This window comes from Salinibacterium sp. SWN248, assembly GCF_015864575.1.
Classification (GTDB): Bacteria; Actinomycetota; Actinomycetes; order Actinomycetales; family Microbacteriaceae; genus Rhodoglobus.
This window is the reverse complement of the sequence record NZ_JADYWW010000003.1, coordinates 101,054-127,367: the sequence shown is the minus strand read 5'-3', so window position 1 is coordinate 127,367 and position 26,314 is coordinate 101,054. Positions and strand designations below refer to the sequence as shown.

23 protein-coding genes are annotated in these 26,314 nt (G+C 61.7%); 2 read left to right on the top strand and 21 right to left on the bottom strand.

What is annotated here, in order from left to right; all coding sequences use genetic code 11:
- Positions 1-14: 14 nt before the first annotated feature.
- The 15 genes from nusA to I6E73_RS13880 all read right to left on the bottom strand — a co-directional run bounded on the left by nusA (position 15) and on the right by I6E73_RS13880 (position 15,056).
- Entirely contained in the window at positions 15-1,013 is a 999-nt protein-coding gene (nusA, locus tag I6E73_RS13950; protein ID WP_197108871.1) for a transcription termination factor NusA, read from the bottom strand.
- Positions 1,014-1,088: 75 nt separating this feature from the next.
- Positions 1,089-2,870 carry a proline--tRNA ligase gene (locus I6E73_RS13945; protein ID WP_197126508.1) on the bottom strand — a complete coding sequence of 594 codons (1,782 nt, stop codon included), beginning with the start codon at positions 2,868-2,870 and terminating at the stop codon, positions 1,089-1,091.
- An 18-nt stretch (positions 2,871-2,888) separates the two neighbouring features.
- Positions 2,889-4,037, bottom strand: a complete 1,149-nt coding sequence (ispG, locus tag I6E73_RS13940; protein WP_197110642.1) for a flavodoxin-dependent (E)-4-hydroxy-3-methylbut-2-enyl-diphosphate synthase — start codon at positions 4,035-4,037, stop codon at positions 2,889-2,891.
- Between the two features lie 40 nt (positions 4,038-4,077).
- Positions 4,078-5,136 carry an alpha/beta fold hydrolase gene (locus tag I6E73_RS13935; protein WP_197126505.1) on the bottom strand — a complete coding sequence of 353 codons (1,059 nt, stop codon included), beginning with the start codon at positions 5,134-5,136 and terminating at the stop codon, positions 4,078-4,080.
- Between the two features lie 45 nt (positions 5,137-5,181).
- Positions 5,182-5,823 carry a CoA transferase subunit B gene (locus I6E73_RS13930; RefSeq protein WP_197108877.1) on the bottom strand — a complete coding sequence of 214 codons (642 nt, stop codon included), beginning with the start codon at positions 5,821-5,823 and terminating at the stop codon, positions 5,182-5,184.
- On the bottom strand, positions 5,823-6,599 hold the full coding sequence (locus I6E73_RS13925; protein ID WP_197110644.1) for a CoA transferase subunit A: 777 nt from the start codon (positions 6,597-6,599) through the stop codon (positions 5,823-5,825). Before I6E73_RS13925 ends, I6E73_RS13930 begins: the two co-directional genes overlap by 1 nt.
- The gene (locus I6E73_RS13920; RefSeq protein ID WP_197126503.1) at positions 6,596-7,504 is read right to left on the bottom strand and encodes an alpha/beta fold hydrolase; all 909 of its coding nucleotides are present in this window, start codon (positions 7,502-7,504) and stop codon (positions 6,596-6,598) included. The genes I6E73_RS13925 and I6E73_RS13920 overlap by 4 nt, the downstream gene beginning before the upstream one ends.
- Positions 7,501-8,247, bottom strand: a complete 747-nt coding sequence (locus I6E73_RS13915) for a 3-hydroxybutyrate dehydrogenase (protein ID WP_197126501.1) — start codon at positions 8,245-8,247, stop codon at positions 7,501-7,503. The genes I6E73_RS13920 and I6E73_RS13915 overlap by 4 nt, the downstream gene beginning before the upstream one ends.
- The gene (locus I6E73_RS13910) at positions 8,244-8,900 is read right to left on the bottom strand and encodes a TetR/AcrR family transcriptional regulator (RefSeq protein WP_197108884.1); all 657 of its coding nucleotides are present in this window, start codon (positions 8,898-8,900) and stop codon (positions 8,244-8,246) included. The genes I6E73_RS13915 and I6E73_RS13910 overlap by 4 nt, the downstream gene beginning before the upstream one ends.
- Positions 8,897-10,459, bottom strand: a complete 1,563-nt coding sequence (locus I6E73_RS13905) for a class I adenylate-forming enzyme family protein (protein WP_197110646.1) — start codon at positions 10,457-10,459, stop codon at positions 8,897-8,899. Before I6E73_RS13905 ends, I6E73_RS13910 begins: the two co-directional genes overlap by 4 nt.
- Positions 10,456-11,535: a branched-chain amino acid ABC transporter permease gene (locus tag I6E73_RS13900; RefSeq protein ID WP_197126499.1), complete on the bottom strand. Its 1,080-nt coding sequence runs from the start codon at positions 11,533-11,535 to the stop codon at positions 10,456-10,458. Before I6E73_RS13900 ends, I6E73_RS13905 begins: the two co-directional genes overlap by 4 nt.
- Positions 11,532-12,407 (bottom strand): branched-chain amino acid ABC transporter permease, encoded by an 876-nt coding sequence (locus tag I6E73_RS13895; protein WP_197108889.1) that lies wholly within the window; start codon positions 12,405-12,407, stop codon positions 11,532-11,534. The genes I6E73_RS13900 and I6E73_RS13895 overlap by 4 nt, the downstream gene beginning before the upstream one ends.
- Positions 12,404-13,099 carry an ABC transporter ATP-binding protein gene (locus I6E73_RS13890; protein WP_197126496.1) on the bottom strand — a complete coding sequence of 232 codons (696 nt, stop codon included), beginning with the start codon at positions 13,097-13,099 and terminating at the stop codon, positions 12,404-12,406. Before I6E73_RS13890 ends, I6E73_RS13895 begins: the two co-directional genes overlap by 4 nt.
- Positions 13,096-13,851 carry an ABC transporter ATP-binding protein gene (locus I6E73_RS13885; protein ID WP_197108891.1) on the bottom strand — a complete coding sequence of 252 codons (756 nt, stop codon included), beginning with the start codon at positions 13,849-13,851 and terminating at the stop codon, positions 13,096-13,098. The genes I6E73_RS13890 and I6E73_RS13885 overlap by 4 nt, the downstream gene beginning before the upstream one ends.
- 14 nt (positions 13,852-13,865) lie before the next feature.
- On the bottom strand, positions 13,866-15,056 hold the full coding sequence (locus tag I6E73_RS13880; protein WP_197108892.1) for a substrate-binding domain-containing protein: 1,191 nt from the start codon (positions 15,054-15,056) through the stop codon (positions 13,866-13,868).
- Positions 15,057-15,183: 127 nt separating this feature from the next.
- Between I6E73_RS13880 and I6E73_RS13875 the strand changes: the two genes are divergently transcribed.
- Complete coding sequence (locus I6E73_RS13875; RefSeq protein ID WP_197126493.1) at positions 15,184-16,380, top strand: acetyl-CoA C-acetyltransferase; 1,197 nt, start codon at positions 15,184-15,186, stop codon at positions 16,378-16,380.
- Between the two features lie 127 nt (positions 16,381-16,507).
- Here I6E73_RS13875 and I6E73_RS13870 read toward each other — a convergent pair whose 3' ends face one another.
- From I6E73_RS13870 to I6E73_RS13855, 4 genes are all read right to left on the bottom strand, one after another.
- A complete protein-coding gene (locus tag I6E73_RS13870; RefSeq protein ID WP_197126491.1) occupies positions 16,508-17,836 on the bottom strand; it encodes an RIP metalloprotease in 1,329 nt (442 codons plus the stop codon).
- Positions 17,837-17,925: 89 nt separating this feature from the next.
- Entirely contained in the window at positions 17,926-19,008 is a 1,083-nt protein-coding gene (locus I6E73_RS13865) for a 1-deoxy-D-xylulose-5-phosphate reductoisomerase (RefSeq protein ID WP_197126489.1), read from the bottom strand.
- 50 nt (positions 19,009-19,058) lie between these two features.
- Entirely contained in the window at positions 19,059-20,042 is a 984-nt protein-coding gene (locus I6E73_RS13860) for an FKBP-type peptidyl-prolyl cis-trans isomerase (RefSeq protein ID WP_197126487.1), read from the bottom strand.
- Positions 20,043-20,192: 150 nt separating this feature from the next.
- Complete coding sequence (locus tag I6E73_RS13855) at positions 20,193-20,675, bottom strand: OsmC family protein (protein ID WP_197108925.1); 483 nt, start codon at positions 20,673-20,675, stop codon at positions 20,193-20,195.
- A gap of 170 nt (positions 20,676-20,845) precedes the next feature.
- On the opposite strand from I6E73_RS13855, the gene I6E73_RS13850 reads away from it, so the two are divergent.
- Positions 20,846-21,829, top strand: a complete 984-nt coding sequence (locus I6E73_RS13850) for an asparaginase (protein WP_197126484.1) — start codon at positions 20,846-20,848, stop codon at positions 21,827-21,829.
- 21 nt (positions 21,830-21,850) lie between these two features.
- Here the strand turns inward: I6E73_RS13850 and I6E73_RS13845 are convergent, their stop codons facing one another.
- Entirely contained in the window at positions 21,851-23,056 is a 1,206-nt protein-coding gene (locus I6E73_RS13845; protein WP_197126482.1) for a PotD/PotF family extracellular solute-binding protein, read from the bottom strand.
- A gap of 219 nt (positions 23,057-23,275) precedes the next feature.
- Positions 23,276-26,254 carry an FtsK/SpoIIIE domain-containing protein gene (locus I6E73_RS13840; protein ID WP_197126480.1) on the bottom strand — a complete coding sequence of 993 codons (2,979 nt, stop codon included), beginning with the start codon at positions 26,252-26,254 and terminating at the stop codon, positions 23,276-23,278.
- Between the last annotated feature and the right edge of the window lie 60 nt (positions 26,255-26,314).

The following is a 26,314-nucleotide window of genomic DNA, read 5'->3' as shown; positions in this document are numbered from 1 at the left end:
CAGGCGTACGACTATTAGTCGTCGAGAATCGAGTCGGGCTGGATGTCGATGCGCGCGCCGGTGAGCTTGGCAGCCAGTCGGGCGTTTTGCCCTTCCTTGCCAATCGCCAATGACAGTTGGTAGTCGGGCACGAGGGCACGCACTGCCTTGGTGGCCTCATCGATCACGAAGGAGCTCGATACCTTGGCGGGCGAGAGAGCATTAGCAACAAACGTGGCCAGGTTCTCGGAGTAGTCGACGATGTCGATTTTCTCGTTGTTGAGCTCCGCCGTTACTGCCCGCACACGCTGGCCGAGCTCGCCAATGCAGGAACCCTTCGCGTTGATGCCGGTCTCGGTTGCCCGAACCGCCATCTTGGTGCGGTGGCCCGCCTCGCGGGCTACAGAAGTGATTTCTACCAGTCCGCTGGCAATTTCGGGAACCTCAAGCGCGAAGAGCTTGCGAACGAGCGACGGGTGGGTGCGGCTGACCGTAATCTGCGGCCCCTTGTCGCCCTTGTTCACAGCGGTGACGTACACCCGAATGCGTGATCCGTGCGTGTATTCCTCGCTGGGGACCTGCTCTTCGGGAGGCATGATTGCCTCCACCGAGCCGAGGTCGATGTGGATCATGCGCGGGTTGGGACCCTGCTGGATCACTCCGGCAACGATGTCTCCCTCTCGGCCCTTGAACTCGCCAAGAACCTTGTCGTCACCAATGTCGCGCAAGCGCTGGTTGATGACCTGTTTTGCCGCGAACGCTGCAATACGTCCGAAATCACTGGGGCTATCTTCAGCCTCGCCAATAACCGCACCCTCTTCGTCATACTCAGGGACCCAGACACTGACGTGTCCGGTTTTGCGGTCGAGCACAACGCGAGCGGTCGGCTGTACTTCGACAGCCTTACCTTCGGGAGCCTCAACGTGCTTGAGATAGGCGCTCAAAATCGCCTGCTCAATGATCTGCACCAGTTCTTCGAACGGTATCTCTCGCTCGCGCTCCATCATGCGCAGCACGCTCAAGTCGATATCCATTGAGGACCTCCGATATTCATTTAGGGGTTGTGACTCAGAACCGTCTGCGGCTCCGAACTTGCTAGTTTAGCTGGCTTATTTAGAGAGTGCGGCGACGACATCGGCGACAGGAGTGCTCGTGCGCTCGTTCGTCACGCGATCCCAGACTTCGACCATTCCATTGGCGGCATCGCGACCGACAATCACGATCGTGGGAACGCCAAGAAGCTCGGCATCGCCGAACTTCACACCCGGCGACACCTTGGGGCGATCATCGAAGAGCACGTCAAGGCCGGCCTGCTCAAGCGAGCCCACGAGCCCTTCAGCAGTCTCGTAGACAACAGCATCCTTGCCCGCAGCAACGATGTGCACGTCGAAGGGACTGATCTGCTTGGGCCACAACAGGCCCTTGCCATCGTTCGTGGTCTCAGCGATGGCCGCCATCAAGCGGGTGACACCGATTCCGTAGGAACCCATCGTGACGGTGACAAGCTTGCCGTTCTCATCGAGAACCTTGAGCCCGAGAACCTCGGCGTACTTGCGGCCGAGCTGGAAGACGTGACCGATTTCCATGCCTCGAGCGGTCTCGATGGGACCACTGCCGTCAGGGGCAGGATCGCCGGCGCGGACATCCGCAACTTCAACGGTGCCGTCCGCAATAAAGTCACGACCGGCGACGAGGCCGAGAACGTGCTTTTCGTGGAGATTGGCGCCCGTGATCCACTGCGTGCCATCAACGACGCGGGGGTCGAGCACGAAGCGCACGCCCGTCGTCGACTTCTCGCCGATGACAGCGCCCTCGGGCGACCACGGACCGATGTAGCCCTTGACGAAGCCGGGGTTTCCCTCGAGCTTGGCCAGCTCGGCAAAGTCCTTTTCCGTTGCAGGTTCGACCTCAGCCGGCGCGAAGGCGACCTCGGCGCGCTTCATGTCGACATCGCGGTCGCCGGGCAAACCGACAACAACGAGCTCGCGCGTGCCATCGATCGAGGTGAGAGCCAGAACGATGTTCTTGAGCGTGTCTGCTGCAGTCCAAGGACGATCGTCGCGGGGCTGCTCTTCGTTAGCGAGAGCAACAAGAGTATCGATCGTGGGAGTGTTCGGCGAATCGAAAATCAGCGGGGCGGGCAGGCCGTCAATCGGCAATGCCTCGGGAACAGTCGTGCGGTACGCCTCAACGTTGGCGGCGTAGCCACCAGCCGAGCGCACGAAGGTGTCTTCGCCGACGGGGGTTGGGTGCAGGAACTCTTCGCTCTTGGAGCCACCCATCGCACCGGCATCCGCCGACACGACAACGTACTCGAGGCCCAAGCGGTTGAAGATGCGCTCGTAGGCGTCACGGTGCTGCTGGTACGAGACGTCGAGTCCGGCATCCGTGTAATCGAAGGAGTAGCTGTCTTTCATCGAGAACTCGCGACCACGCAGCAGACCGGCACGGGGGCGGGCCTCATCGCGGTACTTGTCCTGGATTTGGTACAGCGACAGCGGCAAGTCTTTGTAGCTCGAGTACAGGTCTTTCACGAGCAACGTGAAGACCTCTTCGTGCGTGGGTGCCAACAGGTAGTCGGCGTCTTTGCGGTCCTTAAGACGGAAGATGCCGTCACCGTACTCAGTCCAGCGGCCCGTGAGCTCGTAGGGTTCGCGCGGCAGCAGAGCCGGGAACAGCACCTCTTGGGCACCAAACGACTCGAGTTCTTCACGGATGACCGCTTCGATCTTGCGGCGAACCTTAAGCCCGAGTGGCAACCACGCAAAAACACCGGGAGCCTGACGACGGATGTAGCCGGCGCGCACCAAAAGGCGGTGGCTTGCTACTTCAGCATCGACGGGATCTTCGCGAAGCGTGCGGACAAAGAGTTGAGAGAGACGTGTAGACACGCCTCAATGGTAGTGCGCCTACGGGGTGAGAACTTGCGGACTTCCCGTGGCACCGGCAGGCATCTCTGCTGCGATGCGATTGGCCTCTTCGATCAAGGTCGCCACGATGTCTGCTTCGGGAACCGTCTTGATGACTTCACCCTTCACAAAGATCTGGCCCTTGCCGTTACCACTGGCAACACCGAGGTCAGCTTCGCGAGCTTCACCAGGTCCGTTGACTACGCAACCCATAACAGCGACACGTAGCGGGACAGTCATGCCCTCGAGGCCCTCAGTGACATCGTTTGCGAGCTTGTAGACGTCGACCTGAGCGCGACCACACGAGGGGCACGACACGATTTCGAGCTTGCGCTCGCGCAGATTGAGCGACTGCAGAATCTGCAGGCCAACCTTGATTTCCTGCACGGGCGGTGCCGAGAGCGAGACACGAATCGTGTCGCCGATGCCCTCCGACAGCAGGATGCCGAACGCCGTAGCGCTCTTGATCGTGCCCTGGAACTCCGGCCCGGCCTCGGTCACACCGAGGTGCAGCGGCCAGTCGCCGCGCTCAGCGAGCATGCGGTACGCCTTGACCATGACGATGGGGTCGTTGTGCTTGACCGAAATTTTGAAGTCGTGAAAGTCGTGCTCTTCGAAGAGGCTTGCCTCCCACACGGCGCTCTCGACGAGCGCCTCTGCGGTGGCCTTGCCGTACTTCTGCAACAGGCTTGGCTCGAGCGAACCGGCGTTGATACCAATGCGCAGGCTCGTGCCCGCATCCTTGGCAGCCTTAGCAATCTCGCCAACCTTGTCGTCGAACTTGCGAATATTGCCCGGGTTGACGCGCACGGCGCCTACTCCGGCATCGATTGCCGAGAACACGTAGCGCGGCTGGAAGTGGATGTCGGCAATAACCGGAATCTGGCTTTTCTTCGCGATGATGTGCAGCACATCCGCGTCGTCCTGATGAGGCACAGCAACACGCACAATGTCGCAACCGGATGCCGTGAGTTCGGCAATCTGCTGCAGCGTCGCGTCAATATTGGTGGTCTGCGTCGTCGTCATGGACTGGACGCTCACTTGTGACTCGCTGCCGACTCCTACTGAACCGACCTTGATCTGCCGGGTCTTGCGACGGGGAGCGAGGACTTCAGGGACTTTCGGCATTCCGAGATTAATTGCTGGCACTAACCCATCCTAAAGCCGACTCCTGAACATCAGCGGAACGCTAGCGCGCGCCGAGGTGAGCAGTCAGTGCGTCGACGAACTCCCTCGGGCGCTCCAGGTGCGCGGAGTGGCCGCAGTTCTCCCACGCCAACTCGGTGTATTGCCCACCGTTGGCCTGGTACTGGTCGAACACGGCACGGGTCTGCTCGATCATCGGCTGCGGCGGAGCAACCTCGGCGCCGGGCCAGCCGGGAATCACGCCAAGCTGCCCCAAAAAGTTCAGGTCGAACCCCGAGGCATCCGACACAATCGCGTCTTGCAGGCCGCGCACCCACAAAATGCGCGGCTTGGTGGCAAGTTCGGTAATGCCGCTGACGTTGAAGTGGTCGGGCGTCATGGTGTTGAGCACTCCGCGACCGCCGGGACCAAAGCCGGGCCACGGCTCAACAGCAACCGAGTCGCCAGGGTAGTTGTCGTCGCCGGTGGCGGTCGTGAGCATCGACTCGACCCACAGATCTTCGTGCTCGGTGTGGGCTGCGGCATCCGCCACATAGGCCGTACGGAACACCATGCGAGCGGATGTCGGCGAATCGTCGGCCGCATCGCCCGCGTTCAATTGAGCGACGAAGTCGGGGTTCGCTCCCCCGCCGCCCGTGCCAGAGCACTCCGGATTCAGGAGCTCACCGTTCGCCCCCTTCGTTCCGCCAAAGCCGTAGGGCGAAACGGGCGAAACGAACGAGACGGTGTCGACACGATCAGCGTGGTCGAGCATGAACTGCATGACGACTCCGCCACCCATGCTCCAGCCGACAAAGCTCGCACGCTCGATGCTGAGCGCGTCGAGCACGGCTGCGATGTCGTCGGAAAAGTCGCGAACGCCGCGGGTGGCATCCACGGGAAGAGTTTCGGTGCCACCGAAACCGCGCAGGTCAACTGCCAGAGCACGGACACTGCTGTCGAGGGCAAGCATGGTGGGCTGCCAGAACAGCGAGGACGAGACGTTTCCGTGCACGAACACGACCGTCGAAGTTGCGATGTCGGATGGGCGCTCGAGAACCGACGCGACGATGCGCGGTGTGGCGACGCTGTGCTGAACGATGCCGTCGAGAAGGGTAGCCATGGTGTGTCCTTTGGTGAGTGGAACTACGGGTGGTGGCGAAATTATTTAGGAGGCGAGCTCGACGATGAGCTCGGGTTCGGTAGCGGCGCGGACGGTTGCTTCGTCAACGCCGGGAGCGAGTTCGCGAAGAACGAGACCACGGTCGGTCACATCGATCACCGCAAGATCGGTGATGATGCGGTGCACGACACTCCGGCCCGTGAGCGGCAGGGAGCATTCGTTCACGATCTTGGGGCTGCCATCTTTGGCGACATGCTCCATGAGCACGATGACGCGCGCAGCGCCGTGCACGAGGTCCATGGCGCCGCCGGGACCCTTGATCATCTTGCCGGGAATCATCCAATTGGCGAGATCGCCGGCAACGGACACCTGCATGGCGCCGAGGATGGCCGCATCAATTTTGCCGCCGCGGATCATGCCGAAGCTCATAGCGGAGTCAAAGAAGGCGGTGCCCGGGAGGGTCGTGACCGTCTCCTTTCCCGCGTTGATGAGGTCGGGGTCGACGTTCTCTTCGGTCGGGTATGGCCCGACGCCCAAAATGCCGTTCTCCGACTGCAGCACAACCGTGCGGCCCTCAGGAACATAGTTGGGCACGAGGGTCGGAAGGCCGATACCGAGGTTCACATAGGAGCCGTCGGCCAGTTCGAGCGCGGCACGCGCCGCCATTTCTTCGCGAGTCAAAGCCATTATGCGACCACCTTCTGCACTGTGCGACGTTCGATCCGTTTCTCGACATCGGAGCCAACCTCAATGATCCGCGTGACATACACGCCGGGCAGGTGAACGGCATCCGGTTCTATCTCGCCTGGCTCGACGAGTTCTTCGACCTGGGCGATGCACACGCGGCCCGCCATTGCGGCAAGGGGCGAGAAATTGCGGGCCGACTTCGCGAAGACGAGGTTGCCGTGACGGTCGCCCTTGAGCGCGTGCACGAGTGAGAAGTCGGTCGTGATCGCTTCTTCGAGCACGAAATCTTTGGCGATGCCGTTCACGTCGAACGAACGAACCTCTTTTTGAGGCGAGGCAATCGCGATGCCGCCCGAACCGTCGTACCGACGCGGCAGGCCGCCCTCGGCAACCTGCGTGCCCACACCCGTCTGAGTGAAGAACGCACCAATACCCGACCCGCCAGCACGCAGCTTTTCGGCAAGAGTGCCCTGGGGAGTCAACTCGACTTCAAGCTCGCCCGTTAAAAACTGGCGCTCGAACTCCTTGTTTTCCCCGACATACGACGATGTCATCTTGCGGATGCGGCGGGCAGCCAGCAGAACGCCGAGCCCCCAATCATCCACACCACAGTTATTGCTGACGATGCTGAGGTCATCTGACCCCAGCTCAAGCAACGCCTGAATGAGCACCATCGGATTTCCGCACAGGCCAAATCCGCCAACGGCCAGAGATGCCCCGCTGGGAATATCAGCGATTGCTTCGGCCGCCGACCCCACTGTCTTATCGATGCTCACGCTCGGACCTCCCGCGGTTGATTCGCCAATATTTCAGTCATGACGCCCGCAACACGGTCTGCACCGCGCGGCGTCAAAGTAATCGTGTAGTGATTGACCCCTGGCGCCTCATGAAATGTCACGTGAGGAAGCTCCGACCGCCAGTGGTCGCACTGTTCCGGAGAATACAACGCCGGAACCTGATTGAGAAGACCCCGCGGTGCCCGGATGAAGTGCACCGGCATCGTGAGCCCCTGAAGCCCTGCGAGATAGTCGGTGTCGCCGCTCAGCTGCAGGGCATCGAAACTCACTGCCGCCAGGTTGCTCGCCGGGTGCAACTCGGGGGCTGTTCCCACCAAGTCATAGTCGACATAGTCGCGGATGGCCTCAGTGAAATTATCGGCAAACGCCGGATGCACTCGCCAGAAGTCTTGGTAACTCTCGCGATCGGCGAATGTCATCGACAGCCGATCAACAGCCGGCCCCAGAATCACCTGCGGCAGGTCTTCCATCGACACACCCTCCGGTGCCGGAATCGGCAAACCGCCATCAATCAAGAGGAGGCTGGAGACACGCTCCGAGGACTGCGCCGCCAAGGTTGCCGCGACGAAAGCACCCATCGAATGCCCGACGACGAGCGCGGAATCAGTGCCGGTTGCAGCCAACAGCGCATTCATGTCCTTGGCGTGCTGCGGCATCCCGAACGGAGCGGGAAGATCACGGCTGGCGCCACGCCCCCGCAGGTCAGGAGCGATCACCCGGTAGTCGGGAAAAGCTGCGGCCACGAGCGGCCATGACATGTGGGAGGCCGTAATGCCGTGGATGAGCAGGATGGTGCCGCGCGGTTCCGACTCGGGCTCCCACACTGCTGCGGTGAGCTCGCCGCCGTCGACCGTGCACGTGATGGTGGTGTGTTGCTCGGTCATCGTGCGCTCCAGCCGCCATCCATCGTGTACGAGGCACCTGTGACCATTCCGGCCGTGTCCCCCGCGAGCCAGAGCACGAGATCGGCAACCTCACTCGGTTCGAGGAGTCGCTTGATCGCGCTCTCAGTGAGCATGACTTTCTCGACGACCTCAGACTCGGGGATGCCGTGCACTGTGGCCTGATCGGCAATCTGCTTTTCGACCAGCGGCGTGCGCACGTAGCCGGGGTTGACACAATTACTCGTGACACCGTGGGCGCCACCTTCGAGCGCTGTGACCTTGGAGAAGCCCTCAAGCCCGTGCTTCGCGGTGACATACGCCGACTTGTACGGCGAGGCACGGAGGCCGTGCACCGAACTGATGTTGATGATGCGGCCGAATTCACGCTCGTACATCTTCGGCAGAGCAGCCCGAACGAGCAAGAACGGTGCCTTGACCATGAGGTCAAGGATGCGGCTAAACATCACCGGATCGAAGCTCTCGATGGGACTGACGTGTTGGATTCCTGCGTTGTTGACGATGACATCCACATCGAGAGTGAGATCGGCGAGCGCCGCAGTGTCTGTGAGGTCAACCTCCCAGACTTCACCGCCAATGCGGTCGGCTTGAGCTTTCGCGGCGTCGCCATTGAGGTCCGCCACGATGACGTGGGCTCCCGCGCGAGCAAGCGATTCGGTGCACGCGGCACCGATTCCGCTCGCTCCGCCGGTGACGAGGGCTCGACGGCCCGTGAGATCGGTCATTTCTCGACTCCTTCGGTGCGCGGCTCTGGCACGGCCAGAGCGCGGCGGATAAACGTAATCATTTGATCGAGAACTTCATCGGGCACACGAGAGGTGCCGCTCGCGGTCGGGTCAGCGTCGTGGCCGGCGTCGGGAGAATCGCCCCACAGCACCCAGCGCATCCCGATCATTTCGCCAATTCCCATGAGAGCCCACGCGGCGACGGTCGGGTCGATGTCACCAATCTCGCCGAGCAGTTGAGCTTCTTTGAGGCCCTCGATGTAGCCGTCGACGATGCGTGAGTAGTGCAGGCGCAGCGACTTGGGCGACACAAATTCTGCCTCGCGCACGACGCGATAGAGGGCGGGGTGTTCGGCGGTGAATTCAAAGAAGGCCCTGAATCCAGCACGCTCTGATTCGATGCGGTTGGATGCCGCCCCCGACGCTTCGCTCATGGCACGACGAACGCGGCGGTTGAGATCCTCAACGAGCTCTTCGAAGATTTCGAGCTTGCTCGCGAAGTAGAGATAGAAAGTGCCCTGGCCTACGCCGGCCTCTTCCGTAATGCGCACGACAGAGGCATCCGTGTAGCCATAGCGGGCAAAGATTGTTTCGGCAGCCTCGATCAGTTTCGTCTTAGTGCGAGTGCCGCGAGCGGTAAGAGGTGTGCTCATGAACTGATCCGTCCGTGTTGTAAGGGCTGTTCTGTCCATTGCTCCAGCAGCACCCGGCGACGAACTTTGTCGCTGGATGACCGCGGAATACGGTCAACGAAGATGACCCGTTTGGGCACTTTGAATTTGGCGAGACTTGCCCGCGCAAACTCAAGAACGTCGGTCTCGTCGGTCGATGCCCCTGATCGCACGACCACCCAGGCGATAGCGACTTCGCCCCACGTCTCGTCGGGAACCCCAACGACAGCGACGTCGGCTATTGCCGGATGCCCGAAGAGCACCCCTTCGATCTCGGCGGGCGCTACGGACTCTCCCCCGGTGATGAAGATGTCTTTGAGGCGGTCGAGAACGCGATAGTAGCCTTCCGCGTCACGACTGACGAGATCGCCGGTTGCCAGCCAACCATCACGCAGAGCGAGCGCGGTGGCTTCAGGGGCACGAAAGTAGCCGCTGAAGACTCCCGGGCCGTGCACGAGCAATTCGCCCTGGCCTGCGCCCTCAATGCGTTCCCCCGTGACGGGGTCGGCGATGTCGACATCCACGTGCGGGTAGGGCTTGCCTGCTGAGCCGATGCGGGTACGTGCTTCTTCATCGGGCAGGCACAACACGTTGGGTGCCGCTTCGGTGAGGCCATAGCCCTGAGTGAGGGCGACGCCACGGCTGTGCCAGACGCGCAAAAGCGGTTCGGGCATCGGCGCTCCCCCGACTATGGCGTGTTCGAGGCTCGAGAGGTCGCTGGAGGCGAAGCGCGGATGCTGCGACAAGATCAAGTAGTTCGCAGGCACGCCCATCATCGTGGTGATGCGACGGTCGGCGATGAGCTGCAGCACGCGGGCCGGATCAAAGGTGCGCTCGAGCACGACGGTCGCGCCCATCCACCAGGCCAGCAGCGGCTGAATGTTCCAACCACCGACGTGGTACTGCGGCATGACCGCGAGCACGGTGTCGGCGCTCGTGATCTCGGCGGTGCGCGAGAGCGAGAGGTTGGTCCAGAAGCAATTGGCGTGAGTAAGGATCGCGCCCTTGGCCTGATCGAGCGTTCCCGAGGTGAAGATGATGAGCAGGGCATCGTCGTCGCGCACGGGGCGACGCACGGGCTCGCCGCTCGCGTGCTGGAGCGGGGCGACCATGTCGCGTTCAATACCGTGAGTGCCGAGGATGCCGCGAGCGATTGGCACGATAAGACGATCGGTGGCGAGAGTGGCCAGGGTTGCAAATTCGTCCTCAACGAGCAGCAGTGCGGGGTCGGCCTGTTCCAGTTGCTGGGCGATCTCTCGCGGCGACAAACGCCACGAGAGCGGCACGAGCACGAGTCCTGCTTTGGCGCAGGCGAAGAACACGACAACGTGATCCGAGCTGTTGCCCGTGATGGTGGCGATGCGATCGCCGACACCGTAGCCGCCATCGAGGAAGGCTTCGGCGAGCGCCGTGGCACGGTCATCCAATTGGCGGTAGGTCAGTACGACGCCGCGGTCATCGACAGCAACACGGTCTGGGGTGGCGAGCGCGCGGTCAGCGGTCCACCGTCCTAGCGTGTGGAGCCCTTCAGACTGGGTCATTCCGCCTCCTCAAGCAGCTTGCGCTCTGACGGCGTGGCAGAGGTGCCTGTGGAGAGGCGCTGCACCGCACCGGCGATTCCTCCGGGAAGGAACAACACCACAAGGATAAACAGGGTGCCGAGGATAAAGAGCGGTTCGGAGAGAGGAATGCGCAAGATTGCCGGAAGTCCGTCGATGGCATCCGAGCTGGCCAGTGCCGTGAGGCGCTGATCGAGCAGCGTGTAGATGATGCCGCCGACGATGGCGCCCCAGCGGGAGCCAACGCCACCGAGCACCACGATCACGAGGATCGTGAGCGTGAAATCAGCAGACGTGGCGCGGGGCGTTGTGCCACTCTGCAGCAGCAGATGGACCATTCCCACGAGCGATGCCAGCACGGAGGCGATAACGAAGGCCATGAGCTTGACGCCAAACGGGCGTAGTCCCAGCACTCGCACGCGCAACTCGTTTTCGCGCGTCGCCGTCACCGCGTGACCGGCACGGGAGTTCTCGAACCAGGCGACAACCACGAACACCACGACGAGCAGCGCGAGGGCGAGCCAGTACAGGTTGCGAGTGTTGACGACACCGATGAAGAAGTCGGGGATGTGCTCAGTATCGAGTCGCAGCCCTTCCTCACCGCCCGTGAGGCCGGGGTTACGGCGCACAAGCACGTTACCGGCCTGAGCGAAGGCGAGGGTCACCATGGCGAAGGAGATGCCGGTTACCCGCAGGCTCAGCGAGCCCAGCAGGTACGCCGCCGTAATGACAATCGCGAGCGTGAGCCCCAGCGCCGGCAGCAGTGTCAGTTCGGTCTCGTGGAGCACAATGCCGAGGCCATAGGCCCCCAGAGCAAAGTACAGCGCGTGGCCGAAGGAGAGCATCCCGGCGGTGCCGAACAGGAGGTGGTAGCTCAACGCGAGAGAGGCGAAAAGCAACGCGAGCGCGAGCAACTGCAGGGTGCCCGGTGTGTAGGTTGCCCCGGGCAGCACGCCCGGAATGGAGATGTTCAGCAACGGCAAGATCGCTGCGACGACAACGAGAACGCCACCGACGATCCACCAGGTGCGCTGGCTCAACTTCGAGAGCGACTTCATGCTTTCTTCCCCAAGATTCCGGTCGGGCGAACCAACAGCACGACGGCGAGCAACAGCACGACCATCAAGTCGCCGGTTCCGCCCCAAAAGTAGTTAGCAAACTGCTGAAGTACCGCAACGACAACCGACGCGATGGCGGCACCCGCGAGTGAACCAAGCCCACCGATCACGGTGACGATGAAGGCAAAGATCAGCAGGGATCCGCCCAGTTGAGGCGACACGTAGCCGAAGTAGTGCGAGGCAAGAACTCCACCGAGACCGGCCGCAGCGCCACCGATCGCGAACACGACCGTGAAGGCCTTGCGCACATCGATACCGAGTGCAGTCACCATGGACCGATTCTCAACACCGGCCCGAATGATGAGGCCGAAGCGGGTGTAGCGCAGGAACGCAACGATTCCGAGCAGCACCAGGACTGCCGCACCGATCATCAAGAAGCGATCGTTGGGAACGCGTGCCCCTAAAATTTCGGTGGTCTGCGACAGCCACGGGGGTGCTGTCACGTAGATCGGGTCGGTGCCCCAGATGCCCTCGAACAGAGCAACCGTCGCGAGCGCCAGTCCCACCGTCACGAGCACTTGCTCGATATGCCGGTTGTAGAGGCGCCGGATGAGCAGAAACTCGGTCGCGGCAGCAACAGCAGCGCCGACGACCATTCCGAGCAGCATCGAGGCGATGAGGGTGCCCCAGCTTTCACCGCCCATCCGTCTCGATAGCTCCCAGCCGGCGAAAGCACCGAGAGTCAGGAACGAGCCGTGCGCAAAGTTCAGCACGCCCATGAGGCCGTAAATCAGCGAGAGACCGGATGCGACCAAGAAGTAGAGCGCACCGAGGCCGAGTCCTGTGATGAGCAGGAGAATTATGGTGCTCACGCGACCCCCAACAATTCTTTCGTGAGGGCTTCGTTGCCCAAGAGTTCTTCGGCGCTGCCGTCGTAAACCACGCGACCGCCTTCGAGCACGATGGCCTTCTCGGCGAGCATCCGCACGACCTGCAAGTTTTGTTCGACCAGGAGCACCGGCACGGTTTGAGCGGCACGCTCGAGTGCTTTCGCGACGTCCATCACGATGAGAGGGGCGAGGCCCTTGGTCGGTTCGTCGACGAGCAGAACTCGGTTGTCGTTCACGAGCGCTCGTGCCAGTGACACCATCTGCTGTTGACCACCCGAGAGGGTGCCGGCAAGCTGACCGGCCCGCGCAATGAGGTCCGGAAAAAGTTCTTCAATGAGCTGGCGGTTCGGCGCGGAATCACGCTCTGCCAGCCGAAGGTTTTCGTTCACGGTGAGCGAGGCAAAAACTTCGCGGTCTTCGGGAACATAACCAACGCCCCGCTGCACGATGCGGTGAGTCGGTTCGCGATCAACGCGCTCCCCCGCAATTGTCACTTCACCCGAGCGCTCGATGAGGCCCATGATCGCTCGCAGAGTGCTCGTCTTACCGACGCCATTGCGGCCGAGAAGCGCCGTAACACCGACGGGGAGCATCTCAAAGCTCACATCCTCGACAACTTGCTGACCCTCAATGTTGGCGTTCAAACCAGCAACCGTCAGAATCGATTCGGTCATAGTGGAGCCCCCAAATAGGCCTTCTGCACCGCTTCGTCTGCCATGACGGCATCCGGGGTGTCACACGCGAGCAAACTGCCATGGTGCATCACTGCCACCCGGTCGACCAGGCCAAGGACGACATCCATGTGATGTTCGACCATCAGCACGGTGCGACCCGACTGGTGAACCTGGCGAATAACTTCGGTGAGCCCGGCAACATCGCCAGAAGCGACACCGGCCATCGGCTCGTCGAGCAGGATGACGCTGGGATCGGTGGCCAGCAACATGGCGATTTCGAGCTTGCGCTTGTCACCGTGCGACAGCACCCCCGCCTCCGTAGCGGCGTGGTGGCTGAGCCCGACCTCGTCGAGGCGAGCTCGAGCAATTGTGGTCGCTTTGTCGTGAGACCGCGGGAAGCGAAGCACCGAGGTGGCACCGCCCAGTTTCACTTGCGCGGCGAGGCGCACGTTCTCCAGCGCACTGAGCGCCGGGAAGAGGCTGGATGTTTGAAAGGTTCTGCCGAGCCCAGCCCGGGCCCGCGCATCGATGGTCTGATTTGTGACATCGCGCCCCTCGAGGGTGACTGTTCCCGTTGTCGGAGTCATCACTCCCGAGATGAGGTTGAAGAGCGTGGTTTTTCCGGCCCCATTCGGGCCGATCACGCCGAGCATCTCACCCTGGGCGATCGAGAGAGACACGTCATCGATGATGACGGCTCCCCCGATCGTGAGGGCAAGGTGCTCGACCGTGAGCACGGGCTGGTTCGACATAGTTCGCTAGGTACTTACTCTGCGATGGGCGGGGTTACGGCGTCAGCATCAACGGCCGTGACGAGCTCAGGAATCCACGAGTCGCCATCGGCAACAAGCGAGACCTGGAACATCGGCTGGATCATCGCGTGGTCTTCAGCGCGAACCGTGATCGATCCCTTGACGGAATCGAAGGTCCAGCCTTCGAGCGCGGCGATCATGGCGTCAACATCGTCGCCACCTTCGCGCACTGCCTGAACAACCATCTGAGCGGCAACGAAGCCGTCTGGCGAGAACAGGTCGGCTTGCTTACCCTCTGCTTCGAGGTAGCTGACCATGGCGCTGTTGGCATCATTGTCAGTTGCTCCCGCAAAGTAGTGGTTGAGGAAGCTGATCTTGTCGCTCGCGGCACCGTAGGCGCCATAGGTCGAGATGTCACCAAGACCGGTTGCGACAGGAACGCTGTCAAACACACCCTGCTGGCTGAGGGCCTCCCACATCGCACCCGAGGTTGCACCGGCCCACGCCACGAACACGAGGTCAGGCTGCGCATCAACGATCTGCTGGGCAAACGGGGTGAACTCAGTAGCATCTTCGGGAACGAGCAGGCTCGTCACGTCAGCACCCTGGCCGCCAAGAACGGCGGTTGCTGCGGCAACGTTGCCCTGACCGAATGCAGTGTCTTGACCGAAGACCAGAACAGACTGGCCTGCCGGGTCACCGATGAACGTACCGGCGGTTGCGACGTCTTGGTAGCTCTGACGACCCGAGCGGAACGTGTACTCGTTCACGCCGGTGATGCCGTCAGCTGCTGCCGGTCCTGAGATGTAGAGAACCTTGTTTTGCTCGGCCTGCTCAGCAAGCGCGAGCGCGATTCCGGAGGAAACCGTGCCGATGATGATCTTCTGGCCTTGGCCAATCACATCTTTCGCTGCCGTGACCGCCTTGTCGGCGTCGCCAGCGTCATCCGTGATTTCGATGTTCAGCTCACGGCCATCAACGGCGCCTGTGCCGTCGGTGGCGTAATCGAGCCCAGCGTCGAAGCCAGCGAGGTAGGCCTCACCGTAGGCCGCGAGGGGGCCGGTCTGGGAAGTGATGATTGAAATGTCGACGGGGGCGAGCTCGTCGCCGCCACTTCCGCCGTCAACACTGGGGGCACAGCCCGCCAGTGTGAGTGCAACCGTCGCAATTAACGCCGGAGCGAGGTACTTTTTACTGACCCGCATGATGGGACCTTTCCTGCTGCCTTAGGAGGATTGTGATCTGAACCTGAGACCCGGTTCAGGTTTCATGTAGCCTATGGTTGCGCAACCGCGCTGTCAACAACGGCGCCCAAACAAAGGAGTTTGCACAGTGGCCAACACCCCCGCACCCAACGACGTAGTGATCCTTTCCGCCACACGCACCCCACAAGGGAAACTGCGCGGACAGCTCGCTTCGCTCACCGCCGTCGAGCTCGGCGCCATCGCACTTCGGGCCGCCGTTGAACGCTCCGGCGTGGATGTCGACTCCATCGATCAAGTGATCTTCGGTCAAGTGATCCAGGCCGGCGCTGGCCAAAACCCCGCCCGCCAGACCTCCATCGCGGCCGGCCTCGCTTGGAAGACCCCGGCCGTCACCGTAAATAAGGTCTGTCTCTCCGGACTTGCCGCCATTGTGGATGCTGCACGCCTCATCCGTCTCGGAGAAGCCAACGTAGTGGCCGCCGGTGGCCAAGAGTCAATGACCAATGCCCCTCACGTGCTCCCCGGGTCACGCATGGGTTGGGCGTACGGAACCGTGTCAGCACTCGACACTGCCGCGCACGACGCCCTCACGGATGCGTTCGATGCTGAATCGATGGGCGCAAGCACCGAACGCCACAACGGACGCCTCGAGATCGGCCGCACCGAACAGGACGAGATCGCTGCCGCCTCGCACCAGCGAGCAGCCGCCGCGATTGAGGCCGGAGTATTTGCCGACGAAATCGTTCCCGTCACTATCCCCCAGCGCAAGGGCGATGACCTCGTTCTGGACACGGATGAGGGCGTACGCGCCAACACCACGGTCGACACGCTTGCTGGGTTGCGCCCCGCCTTCGATCCCGAGGGCACCATCACCGCGGGCAACTCGTCGCCGCTGAGCGACGGTGCTTCTGCCGTGATTCTGGCCAGCCGTGCGTGGGCCGAAGAACACAATCTTCCGTGGCTTGCGGTGCTCGACCGCTCGGGTCACGTCGCTGGCCCCGATAACTCGTTGCACTCGCAGCCCGCTCGCGCGATCGCGGCAGCCCTCGATAACGCGGGTTGGACGGCCGACAACCTCGACTTCGTCGAAATCAACGAAGCCTTTGCCGCGGTAAGCCTGCGTTCAACCTCCGAGCTCGGGTTGAGCCACGACATCGTGAACATCCACGGCGGCGCTATTGCGATCGGCCACCCGGTCGGAGCATCCGGTGCTCGCCTCGTCGTACATGCTGCGCACGAGCTGGCACGCCGCGGCTCAGGCCGCGCTGCCGTTGCCCTCTGTGGTGGCGGCGGTCAGGGCGACGCCCTGCTGCTCACGCGCTAGAACAGCGTCAGTGCGGTCGCTGCGGTCTCGTTCACGTGAACGAGACCGCAGCGCCCACCAGAACGATGCGCTCTGTCAGAACGGCCTGTTCTGCTAGCAGCCAGCTCAGCCAGAACAGCCCGTTCTCCTAGAACGGCGAAATCGGCTTCACAATGTCGGCGTACACCAGCAGCAGTGTCATGATGCCCAGCAGCACGACAACTACGAGGGTCAGCGGCACAAACTTGGCGGTGTCGAGCGGACCAGGATCGGGCTTGCCGAACAGTTTCGCGAAGAAGCGGCGCACGCCTTCGAAGAGTGCGCCCGCAACGTGTCCGCCATCGAGCGGCAGCAGCGGCACCAGGTTGAACACGAAGAGTGCAACGTTGAGTGAGCCCACCAAGCTGATGAGGTAAGCAGCACGGTCGGTGACCGTCGCCGCTTCTAAACTCGTTGCTTCACCCGCGATGCGACCGACGCCAACAAGACCGATGGGGCCGTTCGGGTCGCGCTCCTCGGGACCGAACGCTGCATTGACCACGTCAATCATGCGCTGCGGGAGTGTCAGTACAACTTTGGCCACGGCAACCACGTTGTCTCCCACTGCGGGCAACACAGCGGTCACCGGCTGCTGAACCGTCTCTGCGGCCGGGCCGATTCCTAAGAAGCCGTACTCCTCGGTCTGCGCTTCGCCCTCATCGTTTTCTACGATCTGACCGCTGTCGTCATACACGTAACGTTCCGCAAGCAAAGGCTCAGCGGTGAGGGTGACTTCTGCTCCGGCACGCTCGACCACGATCGTGAGTTGATCCCCCGCGGCGGCGCGAATGTGCTCGGTAATCTGCTCCCAGCTCTCGATCGGCTCGCCATCCATCGACACAATGCGATCGTCAGGTTGGATGCCGGCAGCAAGAGCAGGGGCAGCTGGGTCGCTATCGGTGCAGGCGTCGCGGTCGGCAGAGGCCGGGATCACACACTCCGAGACGCTACTGATGGTCGTCGAGGCCTGAGCTGTTCCAAAACCCATCAACAGAATCGCAAACATGACGATAGCGATGAGAAGGTTCATGAACGGACCACCGAGCATGATGATGATGCGCTTGAACACCGGAAGTTTGTAGAACGCCCGCGACTCATCGACATCGGTGAGCGTATCGGCGCTGGACTCCCGGGCATCCTGCACGAGAGTTTGGAAGACACTCGTCGTGGAACTGCGTGAATTGTCGTGTGATTTGCCGGGTGGGAACATGCCCGCCATGGAGATATATCCGCCGAGTGGAATGGCCTTGAGTCCGTACTCAGTCTCACCGCGCTTGCGGGAGAAAAGAGTCGGGCCGAACCCAATCATGTACTGACTCACGCGCACGCCGAAGAGCTTCGCCGGCAGCAAATGGCCAATTTCGTGCAGGCCAATAGACACAGCAAGCCCGACAACAAGAATCAGGACACCAAGAATGTACAAGAGCACGTTTTCCACTCGCTAAGAATAGTCACGAGCACCGACGCCCGCCTGTACTCGTGCTGTGGAAGCCCCAGAACAACCCCGCTTGGGGGGCGAATACCGCGTTAGGAGCGGGTCGCTACGACCGCGTCCGCTGCCTGTCGCGCCCACGACTCGGCAGCCGCGAGCGCCTCGAGAGTGAGCTCGGTCGCTTCGTGGCTCTGCACAACCTGCTCAACGACATCCAGAATATCGAGGTAGCCGATTGCGCCGGCGTGGAACGCGAGCACCGCCTGCTCGTTCGCGGCGTTGAAGACAGCCGGGAACGTGAGGCCTGCGGCGCCAACGGCCTTTGCCATTTCCACAGCCGGGAACACCTCGTTGTCGAGTGGTTCGAAGATCCACGTGCTCGTCGTCGTCCAGTCGAGTGGCGCTCCAACACCGGCAACTCGTTCCGGCCACGCCAAACCAAGAGAAATCGGCAACCGCATATCGGGAGGACTCGCCTGAGCGATCGTCGAGCCATCAACAAACTCAACCATCGAATGCACAATGGACTGCGGATGCACGGTGACCGCGATGCGGTCATAGGGCACGCCGAACAACAAGTGCGCCTCGATCACTTCGAGACCCTTGTTGACGAGCGTCGACGAGTTCGTCGTCACCACCAGACCCATATCCCACGTGGGGTGGGCGAGCGCTTCGCGCGGAGTCACGTTCTGGAGCGACTCCCGGGTGCGACCACGGAAGGGACCGCCGGATGCCGTGAGCACCAGGCGCCGCACCTCTGAGGGTTCGCCCGAGCGCAACGCTTGAGCGATCGCCGAGTGCTCCGAGTCAACAGGAACAATTTGGCCGGGTTTCGCCCGCGACATGACGAGCTCACCGCCGACGATGAGGCTCTCTTTGTTGGCGAGGGCCAGTGTTGCACCGGATTCCAGAGCCGCGAGCGTGGGCCTGAGACCTACAGAACCGGTGATTCCGTTGACGACGACGTCGGCAGGGACATCCCGCACCAGTTGGGCGGCCTGCTCGGCGCCGAAAGCAATGTGCTTCACTCCGAAGCGTGCCGCCTGCTCTTCGACGAGCGTGCGGTTAGTGCCTGCCGCCAGACCGACGACCTCGAATCGATCACGGTTTGCCTCAATAACTTCGAGGGTTTGCGTGCCGATCGAGCCCGTCGATCCGAGCAGAATTATCTTGCGCATCCCGCTACTTTAGTTTGCTCGCACAAATGTGCGCCAATACTGAAGCGGAATTAGCCGAGACCGAGGATGTCAACGACAAACACGATCGTGTCGGTGCCCGCAATACCTGCGCTCTCATTGCCTGCTTCGCCGTAGCCTTCGCTTGGCGGAAGAACAGCGATGATCTGCGATCCGACTTGCTGACCTTCGAGTGCAGTCTTGAACCCACTGACAACCTGGCCAGTGTTGAACGTGGAAGGTTCACCGCGAGCCCAGCTCTCATCAAAGATTTCGCCCGTAGTCCAGTTCATGCCCACATAGTGGACAACGACATCCGAGTTCTCTTCGACGGTCTCGCCAGCGCCCTGCTTGAGCACAGCAACCGCGAGCTCGGCGGGCGGGTCAGTGTCGGGGATGGTGATCGTGGGGCGACCATCGTCATCGAGCTCGACAGCCGGGAATCCGTCTACGGCCGGCTGGTCTTCGCCATCGGCACGCGGAAGAGCAGGCTCAGCGGGCTCGTCAACGGAAATGACATCAACAACGAAAACGATGTCGTCATCGGCGCCGACTCCGAGCGATTCGCGGCTGGCGTCATCGGCAAAGGACTCCTCGGGAGGAATAACACCGACGAGGCGTGAGCCAGCGGTGGAACACTCAATGGTCTTGACGATTCCGACCAAGAACTGCTCGGCGTCCACGGGGAAGGGGGTGAGACCTGCCTCGTCGTACGTTGTGGCGGAGAGTTCTTCCCCGGTCGTGCCGCTGTACAGCGAGAACTGAACGTTCGCTGTCGATGCTTCAACCGCGAGCAGATCGCCGTCACCGGCAATAGCAACCGTGCGCTCAGTCTCTGAGACGTCGGTCGGGAAGTCGATCGCGACCTCAGGCTTTGCGCCAAAGTCGCCGCTGACCTCAACAGCATCCGAAGCGGAGCCGGATGACGTCGGAACGCAATCACCAGATCCCTCTGCCGTCGTGGAATCTGCGGGAGAACACGCCGCAAGCGACGCCACAACGCCGATGGTCAACAGAAATGGAATCGCTTTACGCACAAGAACCCTTCACAACACGAACACGGAGCACCAATCCTGCCCCACCGCGGCTGTACAAAGCGTGTGGAATCGCCGCCGAAACCTCGACAGTTCGCCCTGTAGTCGCTATGACAGACGCTGCGGCGCTCCTGAAACCGGCGCACACCAACGCTACTCCCCTGCTGGGGCCTCCACGATGATGCGGGGCTGGTGCAGCACGGGGAAGTTGACGGATGAGGCAATGAAGCACTTCTGGCTTGCTTCAGCGTGAGCATCCATGGCATCTTCCACACTGCCGGCCGCAATCGTGACAACGGGTCGCAGGGTGACCGACGTGAAATGCCCGCCACCGTTATCCGTCTGCTTCATCGTGCCTGAAACCTCGTCGTGATAGGCCGTGACGACGATGCCGCGACTCACGGCAACGTGCAGATAGCTCAGCATGTGGCACTGGCTGAGCGCCGCAATGAGCAATTCCTCGGGATTCCAGCGATCTGCCGATCCGTGAAAGACGCGAGCGCTCGAGCCATCAATCGGATGCTTGCCCACTGCTGTGATCTCGTTGTGGCGAGAGTAACCACGGTAGCTCGTGGTGCCCTCACCCAGGTTTCCCGACCATTCCAAGCGCACTTCAAAATTGTGGTCGATGTTCATCAGAACCTCCTTGGCCAGCTTCAGCAGCCAGCATCGGCGAACGCGTTGGGCGATCGGGCAAACTTTCTCTCGCCATCACGCTAGCGGTCAACGCTGGGAGTGAGCGAAACCATTCCCCATCATGAAGGCTGCCGTGCCCACACGCGCTCTCGCGGCGATAACGTAGGAGAGTGAACTCCCCCTCGACAACTGCCGCTGCCGCTCTCACCGTTAACGACACCGTTCAACTCGCCGTACTTGAACGCTCGGGCATGATCGAGTCACGCCATTTGGGTGCCGCTGTAGTGCTCTCCCCCGACGGCACTGAGCTACGACGCCTCGGCAACCCCGAGGCTCTCATCTACCCGCGTTCGACTCTCAAGCCCATGCAGGCGATCACTGTGCTTCGTGCGGGAGTCACTCTCACCGACGAACAGCTCGTGCTGGCGAGCGCCAGCCACACCGGCAGCCAACGTCACCAAGATGTCGTGGCTTCGACTCTGGCCGCATACGGTCTTACCGAAGACGACCTGCGCTGCCCGCCCGACTGGCCAGCCGACTCCGAAACCCGACGCGCCTCCGACGCTCCCCGTCGCCTCGCGATGAACTGTTCAGGCAAGCACGCGAGCTTCTTGGCGGCCTGCGTCGTGAATGAGTGGCCGCTAGAAAGTTACCTCGAGCACGAGCATCCGCTGCAGGAGCGCATTCGGCAGACGGTGATTGAGTTCACGGGTCAGCCGCTTGCCCATGAGGGAACGGATGGATGCGGGGCTCCCGTCTTTGCCATGAGCCTCGTCTCACTGGCCACGGCCATTCAGCGCGTGGTTGCCGCCACGTCAGACACCGATCCGAACGCCGCCGCCCTCGTGAGCGCCATTCGGGCCAACGCGTGGGGACTCGACATGCCCCAGGTTGCCGAGGCGATGGACACCCTCGGGATTATCGCGAAACGCGGGGCCGAGGGCGTGCTCATTGCCGCTGCCCCAGACGGCACCACGGTGACTCTCAAGATTCTTGACGGATCGATCCGCCCGCTGCTTCCCGTCGGACTCTCGCTGTTGGCCGAAGCTGGCGCGCTCGATGCGGATGCTGTGGCAGGTGTGCTGGCAGCCACGACCGAGCAGGTGCTCGGCCGTGGGCTCCCCGTTGGCGAACTCCGTTTCGAGCTCGCCTAGAACTCTCCGCGAACTCGCGCGCTAACCCTTGCCTGTTATGCGGCGGAATTCAGCGTTGAATGACTGATCGTCGGTAGTGCTGAGCGTGCGGAAAGTGCGCGCTCGCGACATTGCCGTCGCATTCGGGAAGGTGAATTGATTCGACGCCAGCGCCGGGAAGTTCTCGATGGCGTACTCAAGCGTTCCGTCGACGGGGCTCACACAGTGAATCCACTCCACGACTTCAGTGGCGACGGAAGGCTCGTAGTAGTAGTTCATGAGCTTTTCTGCACTCGCTTTGTGGACCGCACCTGCAGGGATCACGAGAGAGTCAGTGAAGAATGTTCCGCCTGAGCCGGGGAGCAAGAACTTAAATTTCTCGTAACCCGCTTGCGCATTAAGAACGGCAACGTCTCCAGCGCGAGCGAACCCGGCGATAGCTTCGCCCGACTTGAGCTTCTCTAGGTATTCACTACCGTAAACACCAAGAATGTGCTTCGACGTCAAGTGCTCTTCGAGCACGGCGCTTGCCTTCTTGTATTCCTCGATACCCCAGTTTTCCTCGGCAATATCGATCCCCTGCGCAAGCAGCAGCATGCCCATGGTGTGGCGCATTTCGGCGAGGACGACAACTTTGCCCTTGAGGTCATCGTTCCAGAGTTGATCGACCGAGAGCACTCCACGGGGGTACTCTTCAGCGTTCCACGCGAGTCCGATAAAACCACTTTGCCAGGGAAGCGAGTAGCTGCGATCAGGGTCAAAGTCGGGACTCGCAAGCGACTCTGTGAGATTGACTTTGTTGGGGATATTCGCGGCGTCCATCTCTTGGGCGTACCCGAACCGGATGAGCCGTGCTGCCATCCAGTCGCTGACACAGATGATGTCTGTGCCTGTCGGCTCGCCCAACGAGAGCTGATCTTTCATCGTCAGGTAGAAACCAACGTTGTCTTCAACGACAGCCTTGTATTCGACCTCGACGCCGGTCTCCTCATAGAAAGCTTTGAGCGTGGGAGAGCGTCCGCTGAGGTCTTCGTCGATGTACGACGGCCAGCTTGCCCAGACGAGCTTGTTGTCGCTGTCGGAAATATCATTCGCATCTGACCCATCCGGCGCAGCACATGCTGCGAGAGCGAGCGCGGACGCACCAAGCCCCGCTCCTTGCAGCAGTCGCCTGCGGCTGAGTTGAGATTGCTTCGCCTGCAGCATTAGCTGCTGGATCGCAGGATCCTGCGGAAGTGGTCTCGTCACTGTTTCTCCTTCGCCCCCACCAGTTACCCCGATGGTAGTGAGCGCGGTCTGCTTTGTTATAGCCCCAGTTAGGAGGGGCCTTGCGGGTTCGTTGCAATAATTCCATGTTTCCGAACTAAATTCGCCCAATAATTGTGCCCAATTCGGGTACCGCACGATTTTGGTCCCGGCTGCTGAGATCGCTGTTTCCTCTGGGGTCACAAACACCGTGCTCACGAGCTAGCGGTGTGGGGCCAGCACCTCGCTGTGGCTGGCGTGAGGCAGCCGCACCCGGCGAACTGGTCCAGTTTCGCTCAGGCCCCAGTACTCGCGTGAGCCTGCCGTCAGCGGCGGCGGCAGCTCGCGAGTGCGGGCAAGTTGGCGGTAGTCGCTGAGGGTGCAGCCATCGAGCACGATGGTGGAGTGGGGACGTAATGCCGCCAGGGCACCCCACCGTGATTGCCATTCATCGACGGATCCAATGATCGCGATGGGAGAACGCGACTCATTCGGGCTAACTAACAGCTCCCGTTCGGCTCCTGGTACCCCTTCGACGTGCCTTGTTTTCCAGCCAGCAGCAGCACACGCTGCTGCGGCGACCGAGGGGCGACTGCTGACGACAACAATGTGCTCGGTGCCCGACAGCGTCGTCGCCGCACTTCGTTCTGCCACCGGAAGGTAGTGATCACTCTGCGCGATTTGCACTCTCTTGCTCTGCCAGAGGCCTCCCCCGGCTGGCACCGCGGGGATGTACTCATCCGTAGTCCCGCCGGAAAGGATGAATTCTTGCCTACTGCTGAAGCGCAGGCGAAGAACGCTCGGCATCAGCTGTGAGAGTGACTGCAGCGGTGAGGTGATTCGTTGGGCGCTCGCAATAACCCACATGTTACTAGCGGGGCCTTCCCTCAGCACGCGAGTGAGCCGTTCCACAACGACAGCCCGGTATTCATCGTCGAAACGAGCGAGCACGGCATCGATGTCGTCAATCACAATGTGGCTTGGTGGCCGCGGTATCGCTGCGTCATCGCTGTAGTCGAGTCGACCGTAGACGCCTGCGAGCGTGTCCCAGAAGGCGGCGGGCTCGGCACTCATGACGATCACCGTTGCCGTGCTGAGGTGGGCAAGCGTGGTGAGAGCCGTTGTTTTTCCACTGCCAGCTGACCCCACGATCAGCAGGTGCCCGTCTGCGGCTGACGACCAGCCAGCACGCCCGTGGCGTTGAAGTTCAGGCAGATCTGTCAACCCAAAATAGAGAGTGTCTGAGTTCACTGCATCCGAGGGTTCGCTGTTGTGCTCCTCCGCCGCAGCCCCCAGCACCGCCGCGAGGGCAACGTGCTCGCTGAGCGGTTCGCACCACGGCCGTCTCGGCGGAACAGAGATGGGCCAACGCTCAGCAACGTCACGAATATCGTGAGGCGAGACGAGCGCGAACTGCACGAGTTCGGCCGAGGACGAGCCATGGGCAACCCACGCACGACCTTTGGCGTCAGCCGGGAGCTCTGCAGCACGATCGCTGCCAATGACGGCCGAACTGTCGGCACCATTGTTGACGCGGAGGGAGATCCGCAGGTCTGCGTTGGCGAGCAGCGCGTCGCGCACAACTCCGGAAGGTCGCTGCGTGCAGAGGATCAGGTGCACGCCCAACGAGCGGCCGCGCGCCGCGATATCGCTGAATAGGGCATGCAGCTGTGGGTAGTCCGCCATCATCGCCGCGAACTCGTCAACGACGATCACGAGACGCGGCACACTCGCGAGCTCTGAGATATCTCGCACGCCGGCCTGAGCCAGCGCACGCTCGCGGTATCGGAGCTCGGCACGAAGACTCGCGAAGGCCCGCGCCGCCGCTGTCTCATCAAGATCGGTAATGATGCCCACGGTGTGCGGCAGTTGCGTGAGGGCCGCAAACGCGGAGCCACCTTTGAAATCGACCAGCAAGAAGGTCACGTCGTCTGGCGACACTTCGGCCGCCATTGCGAGCACCCACGCAATGAGGAGCTCACTCTTGCCACTGCCAGTTGTGCCGCCCACGATGGCGTGGGGCCCGTTGACAACAAGATCAATACTGAGCTCTCCTGACACCGCGACGGCGGGGCGCGCGGCTAGCGATCGTCGAGATTCCACCCGAGAGGTGAGGAGCGAAACGGGGCGTTTCTCGAGTTCATCGAAGGCAAGTGAATCGGGAAGAACATCCTGGCCCGAAGCAAGACCATCGCGGGCAGCGATATCGTGTGCCGCTCGCACCCAAACTAACGCTTGCTCTCTGCCGAGGAACGACGGCTCGAAGTCGCGGCGTTGATGACGGTCAGGATGTCTGACCACAGCGACGCTGGCGGCGTTCGTGCGGATCACAATGCGATGCCCGCTCGGCACTTGGTTTTCTTCCCCCACTATCGTGATGGAAACGCGCGGCTGGGAATCGCCAAGCGTTCCCCACTGCACGCTCGCGATCTCTCCGCCCGTTCCAGCAGCATCCGCACCTCGTTCTGTTGCCCCGCTCGAACGCAACAGTCGGTGCGGAAGTCGTTCTCCCCAGGATTCTGTTGCAAATACTCCTGTGAGTCGCACCCAGCTTGAGGTGGGCGCGAGGGTGCGAGCGAGTTGGATCGCGAGTGATCGCGCCAGTGACAACGCCATCGGGCTGTTGCCACAGAGTGCGATACCTAGGCGCGCGTTTACAGCAATCGACGCTCGACTCAGATGCTCTGCCTGCTCCGTCAGACTCCGATACGCGTCTTCGACGTCTGGAGACACAGCGTCATGCGCCGCAGTGCGATCAATGGCGATGCTGCTGCGTACACTGCCGTAGCCGAGGTGGACGGGAAGGACATCGTGGGGCTCGCGCATCCACTTCGACGCATCAGTGAGTACGTCATTGACCAACATGATCGCCGCAGGGGTTTTCTCAGCCAGTTCGACGAGTTCACGGCGATGGTAGGCGCGAATTTCTTTCGTCGTTGTGGCTGCGTCGGCACAGAAGCGCGCCCGTTCGACGCGCCTCGTTCTGCGCGCCGTCACTCGTGAATCGATGTAGCTACCGGTCGCCGCCAGTGGCCCCAAAGCGGCGAAAATGAGGGCAAAGGTCGAGCCAGTGATCAGCCAGATCGCGACCGACGCCACCACCGGTACCGTGGCGGCCACTAGCGGGAATCGAAAGGGGGCAGGCGCCTGCGGCGGAGCAGGCAAGAAAACACGGGTGTCAGGGGTTCGAGATTCGGTCACGTCCCTACTTCATCAGGGCTGGCTAGCGCACAACAGAGCGCGCCCTCGTCAGTGGAGAGC

Bases quoted from the DNA above. Each gene is read 5' to 3' on its own strand.
- nusA (WP_197108871.1), bottom strand. From the start codon at position 1,013: ATGGATATCGACTTGAGCGTGCTGCGCATGATGGAGCGCGAGCGAGAG.
- I6E73_RS13935 (WP_197126505.1), bottom strand. From the start codon at position 5,136: ATGGCTACCCTTCTCGACGGCATCGTTCAGCACAGCGTCGCCACACCG.
- I6E73_RS13930 (WP_197108877.1), bottom strand. From the start codon at position 5,823: ATGGCTTTGACTCGCGAAGAAATGGCGGCGCGTGCCGCGCTCGAACTG.
- I6E73_RS13920 (WP_197126503.1), bottom strand. From the start codon at position 7,504: ATGACCGAGCAACACACCACCATCACGTGCACGGTCGACGGCGGCGAG.
- I6E73_RS13915 (WP_197126501.1), bottom strand. From the start codon at position 8,247: ATGACCGATCTCACGGGCCGTCGAGCCCTCGTCACCGGCGGAGCGAGC.
- I6E73_RS13910 (WP_197108884.1), bottom strand. From the start codon at position 8,900: ATGAGCACACCTCTTACCGCTCGCGGCACTCGCACTAAGACGAAACTG.
- I6E73_RS13905 (WP_197110646.1), bottom strand. From the start codon at position 10,459: ATGACCCAGTCTGAAGGGCTCCACACGCTAGGACGGTGGACCGCTGAC.
- I6E73_RS13900 (WP_197126499.1), bottom strand. From the start codon at position 11,535: ATGAAGTCGCTCTCGAAGTTGAGCCAGCGCACCTGGTGGATCGTCGGT.
- I6E73_RS13890 (WP_197126496.1), bottom strand. From the start codon at position 13,099: ATGACCGAATCGATTCTGACGGTTGCTGGTTTGAACGCCAACATTGAG.
- I6E73_RS13885 (WP_197108891.1), bottom strand. From the start codon at position 13,851: ATGTCGAACCAGCCCGTGCTCACGGTCGAGCACCTTGCCCTCACGATC.
- I6E73_RS13880 (WP_197108892.1), bottom strand. From the start codon at position 15,056: ATGCGGGTCAGTAAAAAGTACCTCGCTCCGGCGTTAATTGCGACGGTT.
- I6E73_RS13865 (WP_197126489.1), bottom strand. From the start codon at position 19,008: ATGCGCAAGATAATTCTGCTCGGATCGACGGGCTCGATCGGCACGCAA.
- I6E73_RS13855 (WP_197108925.1), bottom strand. From the start codon at position 20,675: ATGAACATCGACCACAATTTTGAAGTGCGCTTGGAATGGTCGGGAAAC.